The organism is Mesorhizobium sp. M0870 (genome assembly GCF_040319775.1).
Classification (GTDB): Bacteria; Pseudomonadota; Alphaproteobacteria; order Rhizobiales; family Rhizobiaceae; genus Mesorhizobium.
The window spans coordinates 95,404-113,892 of record NZ_JAMYOI010000002.1 but is presented as its reverse complement, the minus strand read 5'-3'; the positions used below and the strand labels follow the sequence as shown (position 1 = coordinate 113,892).

General features: G+C 61.4%; 21 protein-coding genes. 10 read left to right on the top strand and 11 right to left on the bottom strand.

The window, feature by feature from the left end; translation table 11 throughout:
• The first annotated feature begins 16 nt into the window (after positions 1–16).
• The 5 genes from NKH97_RS03590 (at position 17) to NKH97_RS03570 (ending at position 3,966) form a co-directional block, all read left to right on the top strand.
• Positions 17–736 carry an ABC transporter permease gene (locus NKH97_RS03590; protein WP_127270845.1) on the top strand — a complete coding sequence of 240 codons (720 nt, stop codon included), beginning with the start codon at positions 17–19 and terminating at the stop codon, positions 734–736.
• Positions 733–1,554 carry an ABC transporter permease gene (locus NKH97_RS03585; protein WP_352442424.1) on the top strand — a complete coding sequence of 274 codons (822 nt, stop codon included), beginning with the start codon at positions 733–735 and terminating at the stop codon, positions 1,552–1,554. The genes NKH97_RS03590 and NKH97_RS03585 overlap by 4 nt, the downstream gene beginning before the upstream one ends.
• A 106-nt stretch (positions 1,555–1,660) precedes the next feature.
• Positions 1,661–2,530, top strand: coding sequence for an NAD(P)-dependent oxidoreductase (locus tag NKH97_RS03580; RefSeq protein ID WP_352442423.1), 870 nt, complete (start codon positions 1,661–1,663; stop codon positions 2,528–2,530).
• Between the two features lie 9 nt (positions 2,531–2,539).
• Positions 2,540–3,244 (top strand): DNA alkylation repair protein, encoded by a 705-nt coding sequence (locus tag NKH97_RS03575; RefSeq protein ID WP_352442422.1) that lies wholly within the window; start codon positions 2,540–2,542, stop codon positions 3,242–3,244.
• A 152-nt stretch (positions 3,245–3,396) separates the two neighbouring features.
• The gene (locus NKH97_RS03570) at positions 3,397–3,966 is read left to right on the top strand and encodes a DUF3299 domain-containing protein (protein ID WP_023813946.1); all 570 of its coding nucleotides are present in this window, start codon (positions 3,397–3,399) and stop codon (positions 3,964–3,966) included.
• Between the two features lie 20 nt (positions 3,967–3,986).
• On the opposite strand, the gene NKH97_RS03565 is transcribed toward NKH97_RS03570, so the two are convergent.
• From NKH97_RS03565 to NKH97_RS03550, 4 genes are all read right to left on the bottom strand, one after another.
• Entirely contained in the window at positions 3,987–4,478 is a 492-nt protein-coding gene (locus tag NKH97_RS03565) for an Lrp/AsnC family transcriptional regulator (protein ID WP_006205209.1), read from the bottom strand.
• Positions 4,479–4,587: 109 nt separating this feature from the next.
• The gene (locus tag NKH97_RS03560) at positions 4,588–5,268 is read right to left on the bottom strand and encodes a uracil-DNA glycosylase family protein (protein ID WP_128303649.1); all 681 of its coding nucleotides are present in this window, start codon (positions 5,266–5,268) and stop codon (positions 4,588–4,590) included.
• A complete protein-coding gene (locus NKH97_RS03555; RefSeq protein WP_352442421.1) occupies positions 5,208–5,819 on the bottom strand; it encodes a glutathione S-transferase in 612 nt (203 codons plus the stop codon). The genes NKH97_RS03560 and NKH97_RS03555 overlap by 61 nt, the downstream gene beginning before the upstream one ends.
• Positions 5,820–5,862: 43 nt before the next feature.
• On the bottom strand, positions 5,863–6,483 hold the full coding sequence (locus NKH97_RS03550; RefSeq protein WP_127297290.1) for a thermonuclease family protein: 621 nt from the start codon (positions 6,481–6,483) through the stop codon (positions 5,863–5,865).
• Positions 6,484–6,558: 75 nt separating this feature from the next.
• On the opposite strand from NKH97_RS03550, the gene NKH97_RS03545 reads away from it, so the two are divergent.
• Both NKH97_RS03545 and NKH97_RS03540 read left to right on the top strand, forming a co-directional pair.
• A complete protein-coding gene (locus NKH97_RS03545; protein ID WP_352442420.1) occupies positions 6,559–8,079 on the top strand; it encodes a sensor histidine kinase in 1,521 nt (506 codons plus the stop codon).
• Positions 8,080–8,129: 50 nt separating this feature from the next.
• Positions 8,130–8,660 carry a GNAT family N-acetyltransferase gene (locus NKH97_RS03540; RefSeq protein WP_352442419.1) on the top strand — a complete coding sequence of 177 codons (531 nt, stop codon included), beginning with the start codon at positions 8,130–8,132 and terminating at the stop codon, positions 8,658–8,660.
• A 12-nt stretch (positions 8,661–8,672) separates the two neighbouring features.
• Here NKH97_RS03540 and NKH97_RS03535 read toward each other — a convergent pair whose 3' ends face one another.
• Complete coding sequence (locus NKH97_RS03535) at positions 8,673–9,671, bottom strand: nicotinate-nucleotide--dimethylbenzimidazole phosphoribosyltransferase (RefSeq protein ID WP_352442446.1); 999 nt, start codon at positions 9,669–9,671, stop codon at positions 8,673–8,675.
• A 197-nt stretch (positions 9,672–9,868) separates the two neighbouring features.
• On the opposite strand from NKH97_RS03535, the gene NKH97_RS03530 reads away from it, so the two are divergent.
• Positions 9,869–10,102 (top strand): DUF1289 domain-containing protein, encoded by a 234-nt coding sequence (locus NKH97_RS03530; RefSeq protein WP_352442418.1) that lies wholly within the window; start codon positions 9,869–9,871, stop codon positions 10,100–10,102.
• A gap of 7 nt (positions 10,103–10,109) precedes the next feature.
• Positions 10,110–10,814: a TIGR02281 family clan AA aspartic protease gene (locus tag NKH97_RS03525; RefSeq protein ID WP_023813938.1), complete on the top strand. Its 705-nt coding sequence runs from the start codon at positions 10,110–10,112 to the stop codon at positions 10,812–10,814.
• 10 nt (positions 10,815–10,824) lie between these two features.
• On the opposite strand, the gene dusA is transcribed toward NKH97_RS03525, so the two are convergent.
• Entirely contained in the window at positions 10,825–11,823 is a 999-nt protein-coding gene (gene dusA, locus NKH97_RS03520) for a tRNA dihydrouridine(20/20a) synthase DusA (RefSeq protein WP_352795423.1), read from the bottom strand.
• A 115-nt stretch (positions 11,824–11,938) separates the two neighbouring features.
• Here dusA and NKH97_RS03515 point away from each other — a divergent pair, with 115 nt between their 5' ends.
• Positions 11,939–13,000, top strand: a complete 1,062-nt coding sequence (locus NKH97_RS03515; protein WP_352538303.1) for a site-specific integrase — start codon at positions 11,939–11,941, stop codon at positions 12,998–13,000.
• 162 nt (positions 13,001–13,162) lie between these two features.
• On the opposite strand, the gene NKH97_RS03510 is transcribed toward NKH97_RS03515, so the two are convergent.
• From NKH97_RS03510 to NKH97_RS03490, 5 genes are read right to left on the bottom strand one after another with little or no spacing between them, the layout of a single operon-like run.
• On the bottom strand, positions 13,163–14,578 hold the full coding sequence (locus NKH97_RS03510; RefSeq protein ID WP_352795422.1) for an amidase: 1,416 nt from the start codon (positions 14,576–14,578) through the stop codon (positions 13,163–13,165).
• 31 nt (positions 14,579–14,609) lie between these two features.
• On the bottom strand, positions 14,610–15,656 hold the full coding sequence (locus tag NKH97_RS03505; RefSeq protein ID WP_023708344.1) for an ABC transporter ATP-binding protein: 1,047 nt from the start codon (positions 15,654–15,656) through the stop codon (positions 14,610–14,612).
• A complete protein-coding gene (locus NKH97_RS03500) occupies positions 15,656–16,657 on the bottom strand; it encodes an ABC transporter ATP-binding protein (RefSeq protein ID WP_352795420.1) in 1,002 nt (333 codons plus the stop codon). The genes NKH97_RS03505 and NKH97_RS03500 overlap by 1 nt, the downstream gene beginning before the upstream one ends.
• Entirely contained in the window at positions 16,657–17,547 is an 891-nt protein-coding gene (locus NKH97_RS03495) for an ABC transporter permease (protein WP_352795419.1), read from the bottom strand. The genes NKH97_RS03500 and NKH97_RS03495 overlap by 1 nt, the downstream gene beginning before the upstream one ends.
• Entirely contained in the window at positions 17,544–18,485 is a 942-nt protein-coding gene (locus tag NKH97_RS03490) for an ABC transporter permease (protein ID WP_352795417.1), read from the bottom strand. The genes NKH97_RS03495 and NKH97_RS03490 overlap by 4 nt, the downstream gene beginning before the upstream one ends.
• Between the last annotated feature and the right edge of the window lie 4 nt (positions 18,486–18,489).

The following is an 18,489-nucleotide window of genomic DNA, read 5'->3' as shown; positions in this document are numbered from 1 at the left end:
GGGATAAGACCGATCGATGCCAGCCCAGAGCATATGGACACTTCTCAGTTGGGGACCCGAAGGCTGGCTTGACGATATTGCCTATGGCGCACTGATCACCATTGCGCTTGCGCTTGCCACGCTGCCCATCGGATTGACGATCGGCTTTTTCATTGCACTCGCCAAGCAGTCCGAAGAACCCTCGTTGCGCCTTGCCGCCAACATCTACACCACCGTCTTTCGCGGTCTGCCGGAATTGGTGACGCTTTTCCTGTTCTTCTTCGGCATGCCGATCCTGCTGCAGCATCTCGTCAGGTATTTCCGGCCGGACACCACCATCGACGTCAACAGCTTCGTCGCCGGCATGATCGTGCTTGCGCTGATCTTCTCGTCCTATGCCAGCGAGGTTTTCCTGTCGGCCTTCCGGGCCATTCCGAAAGGCCAGTATGAGGGCGGCTATGCCATCGGTCTTTCGAACTGGCTGACCATGCGCAAGGTGATCGTGCCGCAGCTGCTGCGCATCGCGTTCCCCGGCCTGGAGAATTGCTGGCTCAGCCTGCTCAAGGACACGTCGCTGGTGTCGGTCGTCGGCCTGGCCGAGACGCTGCGCAATGCCAGCATTGCCGCCCGCGTCACCAAGCATGCTTTCCTGTTCTTCGGTGTCGCCTCGCTGGTCTTTCTTGGTCTGGCCGTCCTGTCGTCCTTCGCCACCAGCGCTATCCTGCGTTCGCTTGGCCGGCAGGAGGCGCAGCGATGAGCGCCACGGCCACAATGGTCGAACGGCCCCCGCCCCGGGCGCGCGGCTGGCCGCGCAGGCGTATTGCCGGTTATGCGCTGGTCTGCCTGTGGATTTTGTTCGGCATTGGCATCGTCAGCTATCTCTTCCTTGCCTGGAACCCTGAGTTCTTCGCCAAATATGCGCCAGCCTATTTGCGAGGGCTTGGGGTAACGCTCTCGCTGGTTTCCATATCGATGGTGCTCGGCGCGATCCTGTCGGTGCCCGTCGCTTACGGGCGCATGTCCAAGAACCGGATCCTGTCCGGCCTCGCCTATTGCTACGTCTATTTCTTCCGCGGCACGCCGCTGCTGGTCCAGACTTATCTCGTCTATTACGGATTGGGCTCGTTCAGGGTCGAGCTCCAGTCGATCGGCCTCTGGGACTTTTTCAAGGACGCGTTCAATTGCGGCGTCTTTGCCTTTGCGCTCAACACCGCCGCCTATCAGGCCGAGATTCTGCGCGGCGCCATCGAGAGCGTGCCAAGAGGGCAATGGGAAGGGGCGGCATCGCTTGGTCTGCACAAATTGCAGACCTTGCGCAAGATCATCCTGCCGCAAGCCTTGATCGTCGCCTTGCGGCCCTATGGCAACGAACTGATCCTGATGGTCAAGGCGTCCGCCATCGTCGCCATCATCACGGTCTATGATCTGATGGGCAATGCAAAGCTCGCCTTCGCCAACTCGTTCGACATCCAGGCCTATATCTGGGTCGCGCTCGTCTATCTGGTGATGGTCGAGATATTGCGCCATGGCGTCGAATGGATCGAGCGCCGGATCACCGTTCACCTGAAACGCTGACTATTTCAATTCAGCTGCACCAGCCGATCCTGCCCTACGCGTCTTGACGAATTGAGCGCAGAGCCTAGAGCTTTCGCAGCAAATTCCGTTTCTGAAGGGCAAGCTCATGGCATCTGTTGCATTTCTCGGTCTTGGCGTGATGGGCTATCCGATGGCCGGGCACTTGAAGAACAAGGGTGGCCATGATGTCACCGTCTACAACCGCACCAAGGCCAAGGCCGAGCAATGGGTTGGCCAGCATGGCGATAGCCTTGCGGCGACGCCAGCACAGGCCGCCGAGGGCAAGGATTTTGTCTTCTCCTGTGTCGGCAATGACGACGATCTGCGTTCGGTGACGACCGGTCCGGAAGGCGCCTTCAAATCGATGAAGAAGGGTTCGGTCTTCATCGACAACACCACGGCCTCGGCCGAGGTCGCTCGCGAGCTGGCGGCGGCGGCGGAAGCCGGCGGGTTTTCGTTTCTCGATGCGCCTGTCTCGGGCGGCCAGGCCGGCGCCGAGAACGGCGTGCTGACCGTCATGGTCGGCGGCGAGCAGGACGCTTTCGACAGAGCGAAGCCTGTTATCGACGCTTTTGCCCGCACGGTCGGCTTGATGGGGTCGGCCGGTGCCGGCCAGCTCACCAAGATGATCAACCAGATCACCATAGCCGGCCTCGTCCAAGGCCTGGCCGAAGGCATCCATTTCGGCAAGAAGGCCGGACTCGACATCGAGAAGGTGATCGAGGTGATTTCCAAGGGCGCCGCGGGCTCCTGGCAGATGGAGAACCGCCACAAGACGATGAACGCCGGCAAATATGATTTCGGCTTCGCCGTCGACTGGATGCGCAAGGATCTCGGCATCTGTCTGGCCGAGGCCGATCGCAATGGCGCCAGACTGCCGGTGACAGCACTTGTCGACCAGTTCTACAAGGATGTGCAGGCGATGGGCGGCAAGCGCTGGGACACGTCCTCGCTGCTGGCGCGCCTGGAGAAGTAGGTTTCCGCCGTGGCAGAGCTCTCACCTCAATCCACAGCCGCGGAAATCGTCGCCCATCTTCGCGCTATCGGGTCGGAGGAGAACCGCCTCGGCATGTTGCGCTACGGCATCAAGATCGACCGTGCGCTTGGTATCTCGCACGGCATGCAGCGGCAGATCGCCAGGAAGATCAGACGCAACCACGAGCGCGCCTTCGAGCTATGGGACACCGGCATCATGGAGGCGCAGTTCATCGCCTCCGTCACCGCTGACCCGAAACGGTTTTCTGCTGAAGATGCAAGACGATGGGCGGCCAGCTTCGACTCCTGGGACATCGTCGACGGCGTCTCCGACCTCTTTGTCGACACGGACGCCTGGAAAGAACTGATCGCCGAGTTCGCGGCGGACGAGCGGGAATTCGTTCGGCGCACGGCCTTTGCCATGATGGCCTGGTCTGTCGTCCACCGGAAGAAGGAGCCGGAGACGACCTTCCTCGCCTTCCTGCCGATCATCGAAACGCATGCCAACGACAGCCGCAATTTCGTGAAGAAAGCCGTGAACTGGGCGCTTCGGTCGATCGGCAAACGATCAATGGACATGCACGGCGCTGCCCTGGCTGTCGCCGAACGATTGGCGCAGTCGGCAGACAAGACGGCGCGCTGGATCGGCAAGGACGCCGTAAGGGAGCTGTCCAATGCCAAGACGCTCGCGCGGATCGTCGCCAGGAAAGGCTGACGGCGCGGAAATCCGCTTTCCGGCATGTCTGGATCTCGCCGACATGTGAAGTGGCTGCCGACATGTGATGCGGCTGCCGACATGTGATGCGGCGGGAGCGTTGACGTCGTTGACAGCGGCGTCTTTACTTGAGCTTCAAAGGGACGCGGCCAATGAGCAATCCTCCCAAATCAATCCTGGCCTTCGCAGCGGCATTGTTTGTGTCCGCGGCCACCGATGCCTCGGCCGAGACCGCGCACATATTCTGGAAGGATCTGCGTCCGGCTACGCAATCCGCCGCCGAAAACGTCGGGCTGCCGATGATCGCGGCAAAATTGCCCGACCATGGCGAGACGCTGTCCCTCAACCTGCAGGACAAAAGCATTCAGCTAGCCGGCTACGCATTGCCGGTCGATCGCGACGGCGATCTTGTCTATCAGTTCCTGCTGGTGCCGTGGACGGGTGCGTGCAGCCACATGCCAACGCCGCCCCCCAACCAGATCGTGCTGGTCACGCCGGCACGTCCCTACAAAATCTCCGAGGCCTATCAGCCGGTCGCGGTCACCGGCGCGCTGAAGCCGGACATGGAGAAGAGCCAGCTGTTCATCCTCGACGGCGTCAGCGTCATCCAGTCTGGCTACAGCGTCCGCAAGGCAGACGTGGTCGCCGTCGGCAGCGTACCGGACACCGTCACCCTGCCGGTCAATTCGCCCTGGAGTTTCCTCAACAAAAAGAAGAACTAAGCAGGACAACCTGCTGCAGCTCAGGCGGCGTTGGCACCCGATTCCTTGTCCAGCACCATGTAGTCGAGCGGGATTTCGGTCGTGTACTTGATCTGCTCCATGGCGAAGGACGACGACACGTCACGGATTTCGATCTTGGCGATCAGCCGCTTGTAGAAGGCGTCATAGGCGGCGATGTCTGGAACCACGACCCGCAGCAGATAATCGACGTCACCGCTCATGCGGTAGAACTCGACCACCTCGGGAAACTCCTGGATGACTTCCGAGAAACGCCGCAGCCATTCATGGCTGTGCGAATTGGTGCGGATCGACACGAAGACGGTGACGCGCACATTGACCTTTTCATGGTCGAGAATGGCAACGCGCCGCTTGATGACGCCTTCCTCCTCGAGCTTCTGGATGCGCCGCCAGCAAGGTGTTGTCGACAGCCCGACTTTCTTGGCGACGTCGGCGACCGCGAGTGTCGCGTCCTCCTGCAAAAGACGGAGAATTTTTCTATCGAGGCGGTCCATATTTTGCTCCCCAGGGGAATAGATTGGCTATACTCCCCCTTATTCCGACCTTTCACAAGAAAGAAATTCTGCCAATTGACGGAAAAGCGAGTGATTTCTTGCTGTAAGGTCAGCCGAGGCGATATCGGATTTCCGAACGCAGAAAAGGCAGCAAATCCATTTCAAACCATGGATTCTTCTTCAGCCAGCCGGTGTTGCGCCACGAGGGATGCGGCAGCGGCAGCACTTTCGGACCGACGGAATTCTCCCAGATGGAGCGCCAATCCATGACCGTTTCGGTCAGGGAGGGCCGGCGCGCCGCACCCATGTGCCAGGACTGCGCATAGATGCCGATCGTCAGCACCAGATCGATCCGTGGCATCGAGGCCATCAAAGGCGCGCGCCAGGCCGCCGCGCATTCGCGCCTCGGCGGCAGATCTCCCCCCTTGGCATCCTGGCCGGGAAAGCAGAAGCCCATCGGGACGATGGCGAATTTTTCGATGTCGTAGAATTCGTCGCTCGTCACGCCAAGCCAACTGCGCAGGCGGTCGCCGGAGGCGTCGGTGAACGGCATGCCAGACAGATGTACCTTGGTGCCGGGCGCCTGGCTGGCGATCAGGATACGGGCGCTGGACGAAGGGCGCAGTACTGGTCGTGGCTCATGCGGCAACGGCTTGCCGGCCGGATTTTCCACGCAGATACGGCAGGCGCGGACCCTGGCGACGAGGTTTTCGAGTTCAACAGTCATTCTCAGGCTGATGCGCTCGGCCGGCTGGAGACGGCCTGATGCCAGCGCAACACATTCGCGCAGTCATCCGGCACCTTGATGCGTGCCGGCTTCATGAAGTCGACGGCGATCAGGCCGGTGATGTCGGCGATCGAATAGCTGTCACCGGCGATGAACTCCCGGCTGCCCAGTTCGCCGTCCAGAAGCCTGAGGAACGCCACGGCCTTCGGCTTATTGGCCTCACCCCATTCGGGGACCTGCGGGATTTCCCATTCCTTCATGGCCGGATGGATGTGCCGGAAAGCCTGCGTGACGCAACTGAGCAAATTGAATTCCATCCGTCGCTGCCACATCTCGACCTGCGCCTTGCCGAGTGCGCCGCGCCCGAACAGGGCCGGTTCGGGATGCAGTTCCTCGAAATAACGGCAGATGGCGACGGATTCCGTGATGACGGTGCCGTCGTCGAGTTCCAGCACCGGCAGGCGTTGCAAGGGATTGCGCGAGCTGACCGCCTGTTGCCTGTGTTCGAGCGCCCCCATGTCGATGGGCACCTGCGGAACCTCGATGCCTTTCTCGGCCAGGAAAACGCGGACCCGCCGTGGATTGGGCGCCCGGCCCCCGTCGAAGAGTTTCATTCCATCCTCCTGTTCGTTCTCGGTTCCAGTTCCAGGACGCGTATCACCAGAAGCGAAAAATCTCGCGCACGGCATCGCCGATCGAGGCCAGTGTGCCGTGCTTCTTCTCGACGACTTCCCCGTGATGGCTGTCTCGCCAGTTCTGCGGCTGATCGAACGTTCCCGCCCAGATGCCGGCCTTTCCCGCCCGGGCGACGGCCTCCTCGCTCTCGAAGTCGCCATAGGCAACCGCCCAGCCGGCCTCGACCTGCGCGCGGTTGAGATTCTTGCCGCCGGCGGTGCAGTCGCCGAGCAGCCGGCCATAACGATCACGCTGCCAGCCGGTACAAGAGACGGGCTTGCCGGCGATCAGGCGAACGAGCGACTGACGCGCAAGCGTGCCGCAGGAATAGTCCGCGCCGTTCTTGCGGCAGGTCTGCGTATATTCTGGAGCATCGATGCCGCGCATGCGGATACGCTCGGTGCCAAGCGTGATCGAATCGCCGTCGTTGATGATTGCCACGCCTTGCGTCTTGCGTGTCTCCACCCGGTCGAGGCGGGCCGCCAGCAGGATCAGCAGTCCGAGGATGATGACGGCAAGCCCGTAATCCACCAGCCGGCGCCACAGGCTTCTGGGGCGCGCAACGTATCGCCGGCGCGGTCTTGGCGACCATGAGCGGCTCATATGGCAAACGGTTGGTTAATCATTCGAACGTAGCTTAACACTTGGAAACCGCTGCTCGCATAAATTGAAGTTTTGATGCCCTTGCAACGCTCGAACACAGCGGACAAGTTCATTGTGGACCGCAGGAAACCTCATCGCAACAGCGATGTGGCGCGCGCGGTGCGCAAGACGCGTGACCGTCTTTCGCAGCAGGCCGGCAATCCCGATTTCGATCGCGAACTGTTGAAGCTGCATGCCCGCGCGATGACCAGCGGCGCCATCGCCATCCCGCTTCTTGTCCTGTCGATCGCGGCGGCCGGCCGGCTGGCCGGAATCGGCAACGAGATCGGGCTCTGGGCGCTGTTCGCCCTGACCTGCTACACCATCGTTGCCTTCATGGCGCGGCGCATCGAGCGCACGGAAGCTTCCGACCTCAACCCTTCGCAAGCACGACGGGAATTCCTGATCGGCCATTTCCTTTGCGGTCTCGGCTGGGCATGGTTTGTGTGGCTTGGCTGCAGCGTCTGCGAGGTCGATCCGTTCCACATCGTCAAGGCCGTGGTGCTGTTGTTCGCCATGGCGGCGACCGCGGTGATGACCTCGTCTCTGCGCGGGGCGCTGTTGGCCACCTTTGCCGTTCCCGTGGCGCTCTACGCTTATGCCGGCGCCAAGCTATGGATGCCGGTCGAGGCGATCATGGCCGCGCTGCTGGTCATGTCGCTGCCGTTCTTCGCCTATGTGGCCCGGCATCTCAACCACTCGTCCCTGATGATGTTGTCGTTCCGCTCCGAAAAGGATGCGCTGATCGCCGAACTGGAGACGGCGAAATCGATGTCGGACGAGGCGCGGCGGCGGGCCGAAGACGCCAATCTGGCGAAATCGCGGTTCCTCGCTTCGATGAGCCACGAATTGCGCACACCGCTCAACGCCATTCTCGGTTTTTCCGAGGTGATGTCGAACGAGGTGCTGGGGCCGATGAGCAATCCCACCTATCGCGACTACGCCCATGACGTGCACGAATCCGGCCAGCATCTGCTCGACCTGATCAACGAGATCCTCGACCTCTCGCGCATCGAGGCCGGCCGCTACCAGCTCAACGAAGAGCCGGTGATGCTGCTTGGTATCGTCGAGGACTGCTGTCACATGATGGAGTTGAGGGCGCGCAACAAGGATATCCGGGTCGTCCAGGATTTCGAGCACGAACTGCCGCGCCTTTTCGCTGATGAGCGTGCGGTGCGACAGATCACGCTCAACCTTCTGTCGAATGCGATAAAATTCACCGCTACCGGCGGTGAAATCCGTGTCCGCGTTGGTTGGACGGCGGGCGGCGGACAATACATTTCGATCAAGGACAACGGTCCGGGCATACCGGAAGACGAGATCCCGATCGTGCTTTCCGCCTTCGGCCAGGGCTCGATCGCGATCAAGAGCGCCGAGCAAGGCACCGGGCTTGGCTTGCCGATCGTGCAAGGGCTGCTCGCCATGCATGGCGGCGAGTTCGAGCTTCATTCCAAGCTGCGCGAAGGGACCGAGGCGATCGCCATCTTTCCGCTGAGCCGGGTGATGGAGGAACTGCCAGCACTGCCGACAGCGGCGGTGGCGGCTCGACGACGGTAAGCGTCGCGGCGAACTGTGTCGATGGCCAGCAAGAAGGACGGCGCCCCACGATGGCAGAAGGTGATTGGCACGTCGTTGGCATAGAGATCCACTCGGACCGCCTTCGCTTGAGGCTGTTTACAGCCGACGACGCTGAAGACCTCTTTTTCGCCATCACTCCCGCCATCACCCGTTTCATGCAGTGGGAACCACCTCGATCACTGGCGGCCTTTGCCAAAGTATGGCGATCCTGGCTGACGCCAATCCAGGACGGATCGGATTTGCACTTTGTTGTGCGTGCATTGGCGGACGATCGCTGTCTGGGACTTGTCGGCCTTCATGCAGCGAAGACCGTGTGTCCCGAACTCGGGATCTGGATCAGGGAAGACGCTCAAGGAAACGGCATTGGCCAAGAGGCAATTGCTGCTGTCGCGGAGTGGGCTTCCGAGGCACTTGAACCGGACTGCTTCGAATATCCGGTTGCCGAAAGGAACGTGGCCAGCAGAAGAATAGCGGAACGCCTTGGAGGCGTAATAGTCGGCGGCCGCTCCAACCCAAAATACAACACTGTCGTCTATCGCATTCCCAATCTCCGGCGCTAATACCTCAAGACTCTAGCCGCGTACTGCCGCAGCCATGCCCGAACTGGTCAGCGCGGCGGCCTTGACCAGCCCCGCGGCAAGGGCGGCCCCTGCCCCTTCGCCATGGCTGATGCCCAAATCGAGCAACGGGCGCAGGCCGAGCCGTTGGGCGGCGCGTGCATGCGCAGGCTCTGGCGACAGGCTGGCCAGCAGGCAATGATCGAGCGCGGTGGGATTGACGCCATGCAGTACCGCTGCGGCTGCCGTGGCGGCCAATCCGTCGAGCAGCAGCGGGATTTTCTGCATCCGCGCGGCAAGGATGGCGCCGGCGATTGCTGCGAATTCACGGCCGCCGACCCGGCGCAGCGCCTCGAGCGGGTCGCCGAGATGGCCGTCATGAAAAGCCAGCGCAGCATCGACCACGTCGGCCTTGCGTGCCTGCATGGCCGCATCGGCCCCCGACCCCGCGCCGACCCAGTCGGCGCCCCTGCCCCCGAACAGCGCCGCAAACAGGGTGGCGGCGACGGTGGAGTTGCCGACGCCGAGATCGCCGAGACACAAAAGGTCGGTGCCGCCGGCGATCGCTTCCATGCCGAAGGCCATGGTGGCGGCACAGCCACGCTCGTCGAGCGCAGCATCCTCGGTGATGTCGGCGGTCGGGATGTGCAGGGCGAGATCGAAGACCTTCAGTCCGAGATCGTTGGCGATGCAGATCTGGTTGATCGCGGCACCTCCGGCGGCGCAAAGCTCGACCGCATTGGCGGTCGCCGCCACCGGCCGTGGCGAAATGCCGTGGCGCGTGACGCCGTGATTGCCGGCAAAGACCGCCATCAGCGGTCTTGTCACCGCGGGCGGGGCCCGCCCGCTCCAGGCTGCCAGCCAGGCGGCGATGTCCTCGATACGGCCAAGCGAATTGCCTGGTTTGTCGGCCTTGGCAAACAGCATGCGCACGCGGGTCTCGGCTGCCGTGTCGGCCGTCGGCAGATTGGCCAACAGGTTGCGAAAATCGTCGAAAGGCAGTGCGCTGGTCATCTTGTTGTCGATCATTCCCTGGAGTTGGTGAGCGGCATAGCCGCCTTGCGAGGTTGGCACAACCTCCGGGATGATGGGCCTGCATTTGACGCAAAGCCGGCCCCGAAGGGCGCAATCGCGAGGGCTTGCATTGGCTTTGCCGTTGCACCATGTGGAGGTGGAACAAGGGATTCCGGATGGAAGCCCAAGAGAAAGTCATGACGGTCATCGAATCCCCGTGCATCCTGGTCTGTTCGATCGACATGAAAACCGGCTTCTGTTTCGGTTGCGGCCGCACGCGCGAGGAAATCGGCGCCTGGATCGGGATGACGACGGAAACGCGCCGCAGCGTCATGGCGCAATTGCCGGCCCGGCTGGAAACGGTCGAGCGCCGGCCGCGCCGGGAAACGCGCCGCACCCGCATGACGCGCGAACGCGACGCGCTATCGTGAGGTGCGGATGAGCCGGTTGTTCTGGATCTTGATGGCCGCGATCGGGGTGGGAGCAGTCCTGCTCATGCTCAACGATTCCGCCGGCAGCACGCTCGGCGTCGAGAACAACGATTTCAGCCGACTGATCTGGCTCGGCGCCTTTGGCGCCCTTGTCGGCGCCGGCCTGCTTCGCTCGGGCCGGCCCCTGGGCGCCATGGCCCGCAACCTCGGCGCCTGGGCGGCGATCGCACTCGCGCTGATCGCTGGCTACCAATATCGCTATGAGTTGCAGGATGTCGCCAGCCGGGTGACCGCGGGCCTTGTTCCCGGCAGCCCGCTTGCGCTCGGCGTCGAAGACGGTCACGCCACGGTGACGCTCGACAAGGCCGACAACGGCCATTTCGAAGCGCGCATCCTGGTCAACGGCAACCCGGTCCGGGCCGTGGTGGATACGGGTGCAACCAGCACCGTGCTGACGTCACAGGATGCGCAGGCCGCCGGATTCAATCCGGCCGCGCTCAACTACACCATACCGGTTTCGACCGCTAACGGCATGGCACGCGCCGCGGCCGTGAAAACCGATCAGATTGCGATCGGCGGCATCATGCGCAGGGATATGTCGGTGATGATCGCCGCACCCGGCATGCTCAGCCAGAGCCTGCTCGGCATGAACTTCATCGGTTCATTGTCGGGTTTTGACGTGCGCGGCGACCGCATGATCCTCAGGGATTGATCCCCAAAACTCAAGCCGCTTCGGCTGCTGCTCCACCGAACTCGACGGCCGCGAAAGCCGTCTTCAGCACGTCCGGGCCGGCGCCGGGTTTTGTCGCGTCGGTGGACAGGATCTGCCGGTAGCGGCGCGCACCGGGCAGGCCATGGAACAGTCCGACCATATGGCGGGTGACATGGCCAAGCCGGCCACCCTGCTCGATATGGCGTGCCGCATAGTCCGCCATGGTATCGATCAGCGCGGCAAAATCGAACGGCTCGGACTGGACGCCGTAGAAAGCGGCATCGACGCCGGCCAGAATGCCGGGCGTGTGGTAGGCGGCGCGGCCAAGCATGGCGCCGTCGACGTGACCGAGATGCGCCTGGGCCTCTTCAATCGACTGAATTCCACCATTTATGCCTATGAATTTGTTGTTCTTTTTTGCCTTCAGTCGATAGACTCTGCTGTAATCGAGCGGCGGGATGTCTCGGTTTTCCTTGGGACTCAGCCCTTCCAGCCACGCCTTGCGTGCATGCACCCACAACGCGTCGGCGCCGGCATCGAAAACCCCATCCGCCAGCGCATCGAGGGCTGGTTCCGGGTCCTGCTCGTCGACGCCGATGCGGCATTTGACGGTGACGGGAATTGTCACCGCCGCCTTCATCGCTGCGACGCAGCCGGCGACGAGGTCCGGCACCTTCATCAGGCAGGCGCCGAACGTGCCCGACTGAACGCGGTCCGACGGACAGCCGACATTGAGGTTGATCTCGTCATAGCCAAAAGCCTCGCCGATGCGGGCAGCCTCGGCGAGCTTTTCACGATCAGAGCCGCCGAGCTGCAGCGCGACCGGATGTTCCGTCGCATCGAAGCCGAGCAGCCGCTCGCGCGGGCCGTGAATGACCGCGTCGGCCACCACCATCTCGGTGTAAAGCAGTGCATGGCTCGTCAACTGGCGGTGGAAGAACCGGCAATGCCGGTCCGTCCAGTCCATCATGGGTGCAATAGCCAGTCTATGCTCTTGATTTTTCAGCATTTTCTCTTTAACATCAAATCGTTAGAACCTGCCGAGTGCACACGAATTTACGCCAGAATACGACCCTTTTCGCCACGTTTCTATCTCTCAGTGCACACAGAGCGCACACGAAAAAATGGCCACCTACACAAAACTCTCGTCCGGTTCCTGGCGCGTCCAAGTCCGTCGCAAGGGTCGCTACGTCAGCGAGACCTTCCTGCGCCGAGACGACGCACGGCGCTGGGCAACCGAAGCCGAGCGCCAAGTCGATCGTGGTGAGACGCCGACCAAGTCCCGTATAGCCCGCCTGAAAACTTTCGGTGAACTCATCGACCTTCATATCGACGACATGTGTGATGTAGGCAAGTCCCCTCGCCGCTCCAAGGCCGCGGCTCTCGATATGCTCCAAAGACATCTGGGGAAGTGCAACATCGCGGCTCTCGATCGCGAACGGCTCATTCGTTTTGGGCGCGACCGGGCCGCCCAAGGTGCCGGACCGATGACCCTCGGCATCGACATCGGCTTTGTAAAACTCATACTGGCTCATGCCGCTGCGGTGCACGGCCTGCCCGTCAAGGTCGAACCGGTTGATCTCGCGCGTATTGCCCTAAAGAGGCTTGGCCTCGTTGGTAAGGGCAATCAGCGCGACAGGAGGCCGACCCAGGATGAACTCGACAGGCTCATCGCCCACTTCGATGCAAATCCTCGTCAAATAGCGCCGGTTGGTCAGATAATACGTTTCGCCGTCGCAACGGCGATGCGCCAGGAGGAAATCTGCAAGGCGCGGTGGTCCGACATGGACGCCCGCACGCGGATGCTTCTCATCCGTGACCGGAAAGACCCGCGAAACAAAAACGGGAACAATCAACGCATACCCTTGTTCGCGGCAACTGGGTACGACGCATGGGCCATTGTCGAGGACCGACTGGCCAAGCGAAGCAATGACGATGATCGAATTTTCCCATTCAATCATAGGTCAGTCGGCACCGCCTTCCGTCTAGGGTGCGCTGACCTGGACATCCACGACCTTCATTTTCACGACTTGCGGCATGAAGGAACAAGCCGCCTCTTCGAAGCTGGATTCACGATCGAACAGGTAGCTCTGGTCACGGGTCACAAGGATTGGAAGATGTTGCGGCGGTATACGCATCTCAAGCCGGAAATGCTGCACACTATCCAAGCGGCGAGGGCAGCGTAGTTGGCGGCTCAGGTTGACTGGCATCTCCGCCAGGCTTTTGCCTTGCAAGGTCTTCGAAAACGAGCGTGGCATTGACCGAGTGCACCGCCTTTGGGAGATTGCTCTGCACCCCGAAGGCGTCATGAGATTGACGCGTTTCGGCTGGCTGCGCTTTGGCGGGTCTCACCCGAGATTTTCAGTCGCCAGCGCCGGCCTCCTGGATCGAAGTCCCAGCGCCTGCTCCACGGAGTGTCCCGCCCTCAGCACTGTGTCGTCCTCAAACTTGCGGCCCACGATCTGCATCGAGATCGGAAGTCCCGTCGCGGTAAAGCCGTTACAGATCGCTAGCGCCGGGCTACCAGTAAGGTTGAAAGGACGGCTGAGCGAAAGTTCGATCTCGCCCATCTCCGTCATCTCATAACCGAGGATCTGAGCGGGCGTCTTCATCGTCGGCAGGACAAGGACGTCGACGTCCTCCATTACGCCGGCGAGTTCTTCAGTCAGCGCCGCCTGCCGAAGGCGGGCATCGATATAGTCGGCCGCCGAAACGGTCTTCCCGTCCTGCAGGCGGGAGCGGCTGACAGGATGAAACCGTTCTGGATAGGCATCGAGCTCCGCCCGATGTTCGGCGTATTCCTCCGGCCAGGTAATGTTTCTTGCGACGGAACCGTATAGGCCGAAATCCGCCAATCTCACGGAGGAAACACGGCCGCCAAGCTCCTGCACGACGGCGAGCGTATTCTCCATCGCGTCGAGCACGTCCTGATCGACGTCGGGATCGCCCTCGTAGAATTGCCTTATGACGCCGACACGCAGACCTCGGATGCCTTCTCCTATCCTTGAGATATCGGGGCTCTTGAAACCTCTAAGCAAAATATCGTCAGTATCCGTCGACACCATCGACGCTATCATCAGGGCGCAGTCCTCGACCGTCCAGGCTAGCGGACCGACGCAATCCATTGATCGTGACAGCGGAAGTACGCCCTTTCGGCTTACCAGCGCGTCGGTCGGCTTGAGACCTGCGACCCCACACCACGCGGCAGGATCTCGTATCGAGCCTGCGGTCTCCGTCCCCACCGACCCGGCGCACAAACCCGCCGCAACCGCAATCGCCGAGCCGCTCGATGACGACGATGGGTCGAGATCGAGGTTCCACGGGTTGCGGGCGGGCGGCCAGCCAAGATCGAACTGCGTTCCGGAGACTGCGTATTCGGTGGTTGCTTGCTTTCCGAGGATAATCGCGCCGGCCCGCTTCAAGGATGCGACGACGCCTGCATCCTCGCTGGCGATCGCGTTGCGCCGATGAACAGCCTGCGCCGTGGTCGGCAGTCCCGCGACATCGATCAGGTCCTTGATGCCAATGGGCACGCCGTGCAGAGGGCCTAGCCACTCCCCGCGCACGAGCGCCTGCTCCGCCGCAGATGCCTCCTGCAACGCGCTTTCAGCTCGCAGCGAGTTGAAGCTGTGAAGTCTCTGGTCCAGCCCAGCGATTCTGTCGAGGTACGTCTTCGTGAGTTCAAGGGGAGATATTTCCTTCGCGCGAAGTCTGCGGGACAGTTCCGCAAGCGACAGCTGGGCGATGTCCGATGACAGACTCATGCAGGTGCGACTCGATCTTGAATGATTAATTTCAGAGGGCGGCGGCAGTCATCAGACGCACTTGCCCGGGCATTCTTCCGGATTCAGGCGGGACATCGAGAGCACTGCGTTCTCCACGGAAGACCTTTTCCGCGAGCACGCACGCCGCCCGGTGACCGGCACTGACCTCGATCTGAGGCGGGAGTGCTGTCGCACAGTCGGCGACAGCTAGTGGACAACGCGTCCGAAACGCGCATCCCGACGGAGGATTGGTCGGGCTCGGTATTTCTCCCACGAGCAGCGGGACTTTCCGATTTCTCTCCTCAATGGGATCGGCTGCTGGAACCGATGCCAGCAGCAACTGGGTGTAGGGGTGGCTCGGATGGTTGTAGACGTCCTCAGACGTTCCCATCTCGACGATCCGACCAAGGTACATGACGTAAACACGCGACGAAGCCTGTCGAACGAGGCCGAGGTCGTGAGCGATGAACAGACAGGCGACGCCAAGGTCCCTGCGCAGTCCCATGAACAAATTCATCACTTGCGCCCTGATCGAAAGATCGAGCGCGCTAACGGGCTCGTCGCAGATCAGCACCCGCGGTTCCACGGCAAGTGACCTCGCGATTGCCACACGTTGACGCTGTCCACCGGACAGCTCTCGGGTGAACCGGTCCCTGACCTGTGTCGCCAGTCCGACCTGGTCCAACAGCTCCGTCGTACGCGCCGCACGTTGTTCCTTCGAGCGCATCCCTTTGATGATCAGAGCCTCTGCGATTGCTTCGCCAACGGTCTGTCGATCGTTCAACGAGGCGTAGGGGTCCTGGAACACGTATTGGACGGCACGGCGCACTTCCCTAAGGCGTCCGCCCGAGAGGGATCCGAGATCGACGCCGTCGAAGATCACTCTACCCGACTGAGGTTTCTCCAGCCCCACGATGGATCGGCCAAGTGTCGACTTGCCGCAGCCAGACTCGCCGACGAGGCCGACGATTTCGCCCGCGTTCAACGTGATTGACACGTCATTTACGGCCTTGATGGTCTTGCCCCTCATCGCGCTGGGATAGCTCGTCACAAGGTTTTCGACTTCGAGAACAGCCATCAGCTTACTCTCTCCAACAGGTGGTTGTTGATCACAGGACATGCGGCGAAGACCGAAGGATCGAGCGTCTCGATGAGCCTGGGCCGATGCGATTTGCAGCTTTGGACCGAATGAACGCAGCGCGGCTCAAAAGCACACCCGACAATAGGCGCCGCGAGTATAGGCGGCACGCCGGGGAGTCCCCGGAAGGGTGCCCCGACCGCCTCGTCACGTCGCGGGATGGCGTCGATCAGCCCCATTGTGTAGGGATGATGCGGTGAAACCAGAACCTTTTCGACGGGACCGGTTTCCGCGTTCCGGCCTGCGTACATGACGACCACTCGGTCTGCCGATCCTGCGACGACGCCCATGTCGTGAGTAATGAGAACCATCGCCATTTTAAGCTTTGACTGAATGTTCTTGAGCAGGCGCAGGATCTGGGCCTGAATGGTGACGTCGAGCGCGGTGGTCGGCTCGTCCGCAATCAGGAGCTTGGGTTCGGCCGCGATGGCAATTGCAATCATCACGCGCTGCCTGAGGCCACCGGACAGTTCGTGAGGATACTGCCTTAGTCGCGCCGCCGGGTCGGACATGTCGACCAATTTAAGAAGGTCTAGCGCCCTTGCTTCGGCGGCAGTTGCCGACATGCCCAAGTGGAATTCAGCCATCTCCGCGATTTGCCGCCCCACCCTTCTTGCGGGGTTCAGTGCACTCATCGGGTCCTGAAAAATGAAGCCTATCGACTTTCCACGGAAGTGTCTGATTTTATCCTCGGAGGCTCCAACCAGCTCGGTGCCGTCGAAGACCACTGAGCCCGAAACGTCCGCTTTTACACCAAGCGGCATCAGACCGAGAGGAGCGAAGTTCATCACGGTCTTGCCGCTGCCGCTCTCGCCTACGACAGCCAACGTCTCCCCGCGTCGTATCGAATAACTGACGCCATCGACCGGACGGACCGCCCCATGGCGAGTTAGGAGATCGACCGTCAGGTTTCTCACGTCCAGTACGGTTTCAGCGGGCATCAGATCGACTCCTTTGCCCAGAGCGCCGTGGCGCGGCGACGGGCGACAAGCATCTTGTTCGTGAGCGGGGTCGGCACGCGGTTCAGCGCGACTGCTTCCCCTAGGATATTGAATCCAATCACGGCCAACGTAAGGGCAAGACCCGGGAGAACGACCTGCCGTGGATCGGTTTCCAGATAGGGAAGCGCATCGACCAGCATCTGCCCCCATTCCGGGGTCGGCGGTTGGATACCGAGGCCGAGAAAGCTCAGAGTGGCAATCGCCAGAGCTACTGCGCCCGCGTCTGCCGTGGCATAGACAAGGACGGCGCCGAGCGTCGTTGGAAGAAGATGGACGAAGTAGATCCGCATAGGGCTAGCACCAAGGACGCGCAGCGCCTCCATCTCAGGCTTGTTCATGACGCTCACGGCCACCGCGCGGCTGACGCGAGCGCTACCCGGCCACCAAGCCAGCGCCAAGGCCAGGATCATGTTCCAGTAGCTGGCCCCGAATACGCCGATGACCGCGAGCGAAATGATAAGGCTTGGGATAGCGAGACCGACGTCGACCATGCGCATGAGGATCTCGTCCGTCCAGCCGCGTCGATATCCGGCGACCGTTCCGATGGTGGTTCCTATCGTGTGGGCGATGACGAGCACGAGACAGACGCCGACAAGTGAGGTCCGGGCAGCGGTTATCAGTCTGCTGAGCGTGTCCCTGCCAAGGTGGTCGGCGCCCAGCCAGTGTGTCATGGTTGGCCCTTCGCCTGCGAGCAGCAGATTCTGAGTGTTCGGTGCGTGAGGTGTGAGCAGCGGTGCGAACACGCCGATGAATACGAAAGCGCCAATGGTGATGACGGATGCGCGCGGCAGTTTTCCTATCGGGTCTGCCAATTTGCCTACTATGTTCATGATCCGCTCCTTTGCCGGCGCATGCGCGGATCGGTGAGCATCATTAGGACGTCCACGATCACATTCAGGATAATGAAGAAGGTTATGAAGATCAGCAGACAGGCCTGCACCACCATGAAGTCGCGGAACCGGACCCCGGTCAGGAACAGCTCTGCGACCCCCTGCCAGGCGAACAGCGGCTCCACCACGACGGCGCCGACGACCATGAGACCTATCTGAGTTCCGAGCGCATTCAGGTAGGTCGGCGCAATGTTGGGCAAAGCGTCGCGCATGAGTATCCGCTCACGTTTGAAGCCCTTGCTCATCGCGGTGAGGACGAACGGACGCGCCATGGCCTCCTCAAGGCCGACTCGGACGACGCGGCTGAGGACAGCGGCAGGCAGCATCGCTATTGTGAGCCATGGCAATATGAAGCTGCGAAAACCGTCGTAGCCGAATGTCGGAAATATCTTGAACGACACCGAGAAAGCATAGACCAGAAGCGCACCGACGAAGAACGAGGGCGTGGATGCACCGAACAACGCCAGTCCGCGTGCAATGTGGTCGGGCATTCTGTGTGCCCACAGGGCCCCTAGAAATCCTATGAGCAAACTCAAGACGAGGGCGACCACGGCTCCGCCGGCGACCAGCGTCGCAGTAACCGATAACCGGCTCCGAAGAGCGTTTCCAACGTCCTCCCCAGTCTTGTAGGAGATGCCGAAGTTGCCGTGAGCGGCATTGCCAAGCCAGTCCGTGTATCGAATGAACAATGGCTTGTTCAGGCCGATTTCCTCCGCGACCTTGGCAATGTCCGCCCTGGTCGCCGTTGGAGTGCGAAGCTCCGCAATCAAGATGGCGACGTTGCCTGGGGCTGACACCACCAGGGAAAAGCACAACACCGAAGCCAGAAAAAGCAGAACGAGCGCGTTCCGGGCTCTCTTTGCGATGAAGAAGAACACGGCG

What these genes read in the sequence shown, in the direction of transcription:
- NKH97_RS03590 (WP_127270845.1), top strand. Translation starts at nt 17, where the DNA reads ATGCCAGCCCAGAGCATATGGACACTTCTCAGTTGGGGACCCGAAGGC.
- NKH97_RS03585 (WP_352442424.1), top strand. Translation starts at nt 733, where the DNA reads ATGAGCGCCACGGCCACAATGGTCGAACGGCCCCCGCCCCGGGCGCGC.
- NKH97_RS03580 (WP_352442423.1), top strand. Translation starts at nt 1,661, where the DNA reads ATGGCATCTGTTGCATTTCTCGGTCTTGGCGTGATGGGCTATCCGATG.
- NKH97_RS03570 (WP_023813946.1), top strand. Translation starts at nt 3,397, where the DNA reads ATGAGCAATCCTCCCAAATCAATCCTGGCCTTCGCAGCGGCATTGTTT.
- NKH97_RS03565 (WP_006205209.1), bottom strand. Translation starts at nt 4,478, where the DNA reads ATGGACCGCCTCGATAGAAAAATTCTCCGTCTTTTGCAGGAGGACGCG.
- NKH97_RS03555 (WP_352442421.1), bottom strand. Translation starts at nt 5,819, where the DNA reads ATGAAACTCTTCGACGGGGGCCGGGCGCCCAATCCACGGCGGGTCCGC.
- NKH97_RS03550 (WP_127297290.1), bottom strand. Translation starts at nt 6,483, where the DNA reads ATGAGCCGCTCATGGTCGCCAAGACCGCGCCGGCGATACGTTGCGCGC.
- NKH97_RS03545 (WP_352442420.1), top strand. Translation starts at nt 6,559, where the DNA reads ATGCCCTTGCAACGCTCGAACACAGCGGACAAGTTCATTGTGGACCGC.
- NKH97_RS03540 (WP_352442419.1), top strand. Translation starts at nt 8,130, where the DNA reads ATGGCAGAAGGTGATTGGCACGTCGTTGGCATAGAGATCCACTCGGAC.
- NKH97_RS03535 (WP_352442446.1), bottom strand. Translation starts at nt 9,671, where the DNA reads ATGACCAGCGCACTGCCTTTCGACGATTTTCGCAACCTGTTGGCCAAT.
- NKH97_RS03530 (WP_352442418.1), top strand. Translation starts at nt 9,869, where the DNA reads ATGACGGTCATCGAATCCCCGTGCATCCTGGTCTGTTCGATCGACATG.
- NKH97_RS03525 (WP_023813938.1), top strand. Translation starts at nt 10,110, where the DNA reads ATGAGCCGGTTGTTCTGGATCTTGATGGCCGCGATCGGGGTGGGAGCA.
- dusA (WP_352795423.1), bottom strand. Translation starts at nt 11,823, where the DNA reads ATGCTGAAAAATCAAGAGCATAGACTGGCTATTGCACCCATGATGGAC.
- NKH97_RS03515 (WP_352538303.1), top strand. Translation starts at nt 11,939, where the DNA reads ATGGCCACCTACACAAAACTCTCGTCCGGTTCCTGGCGCGTCCAAGTC.
- NKH97_RS03510 (WP_352795422.1), bottom strand. Translation starts at nt 14,578, where the DNA reads ATGAGTCTGTCATCGGACATCGCCCAGCTGTCGCTTGCGGAACTGTCC.
- NKH97_RS03505 (WP_023708344.1), bottom strand. Translation starts at nt 15,656, where the DNA reads ATGGCTGTTCTCGAAGTCGAAAACCTTGTGACGAGCTATCCCAGCGCG.
- NKH97_RS03500 (WP_352795420.1), bottom strand. Translation starts at nt 16,657, where the DNA reads ATGCCCGCTGAAACCGTACTGGACGTGAGAAACCTGACGGTCGATCTC.
- NKH97_RS03495 (WP_352795419.1), bottom strand. Translation starts at nt 17,547, where the DNA reads ATGAACATAGTAGGCAAATTGGCAGACCCGATAGGAAAACTGCCGCGC.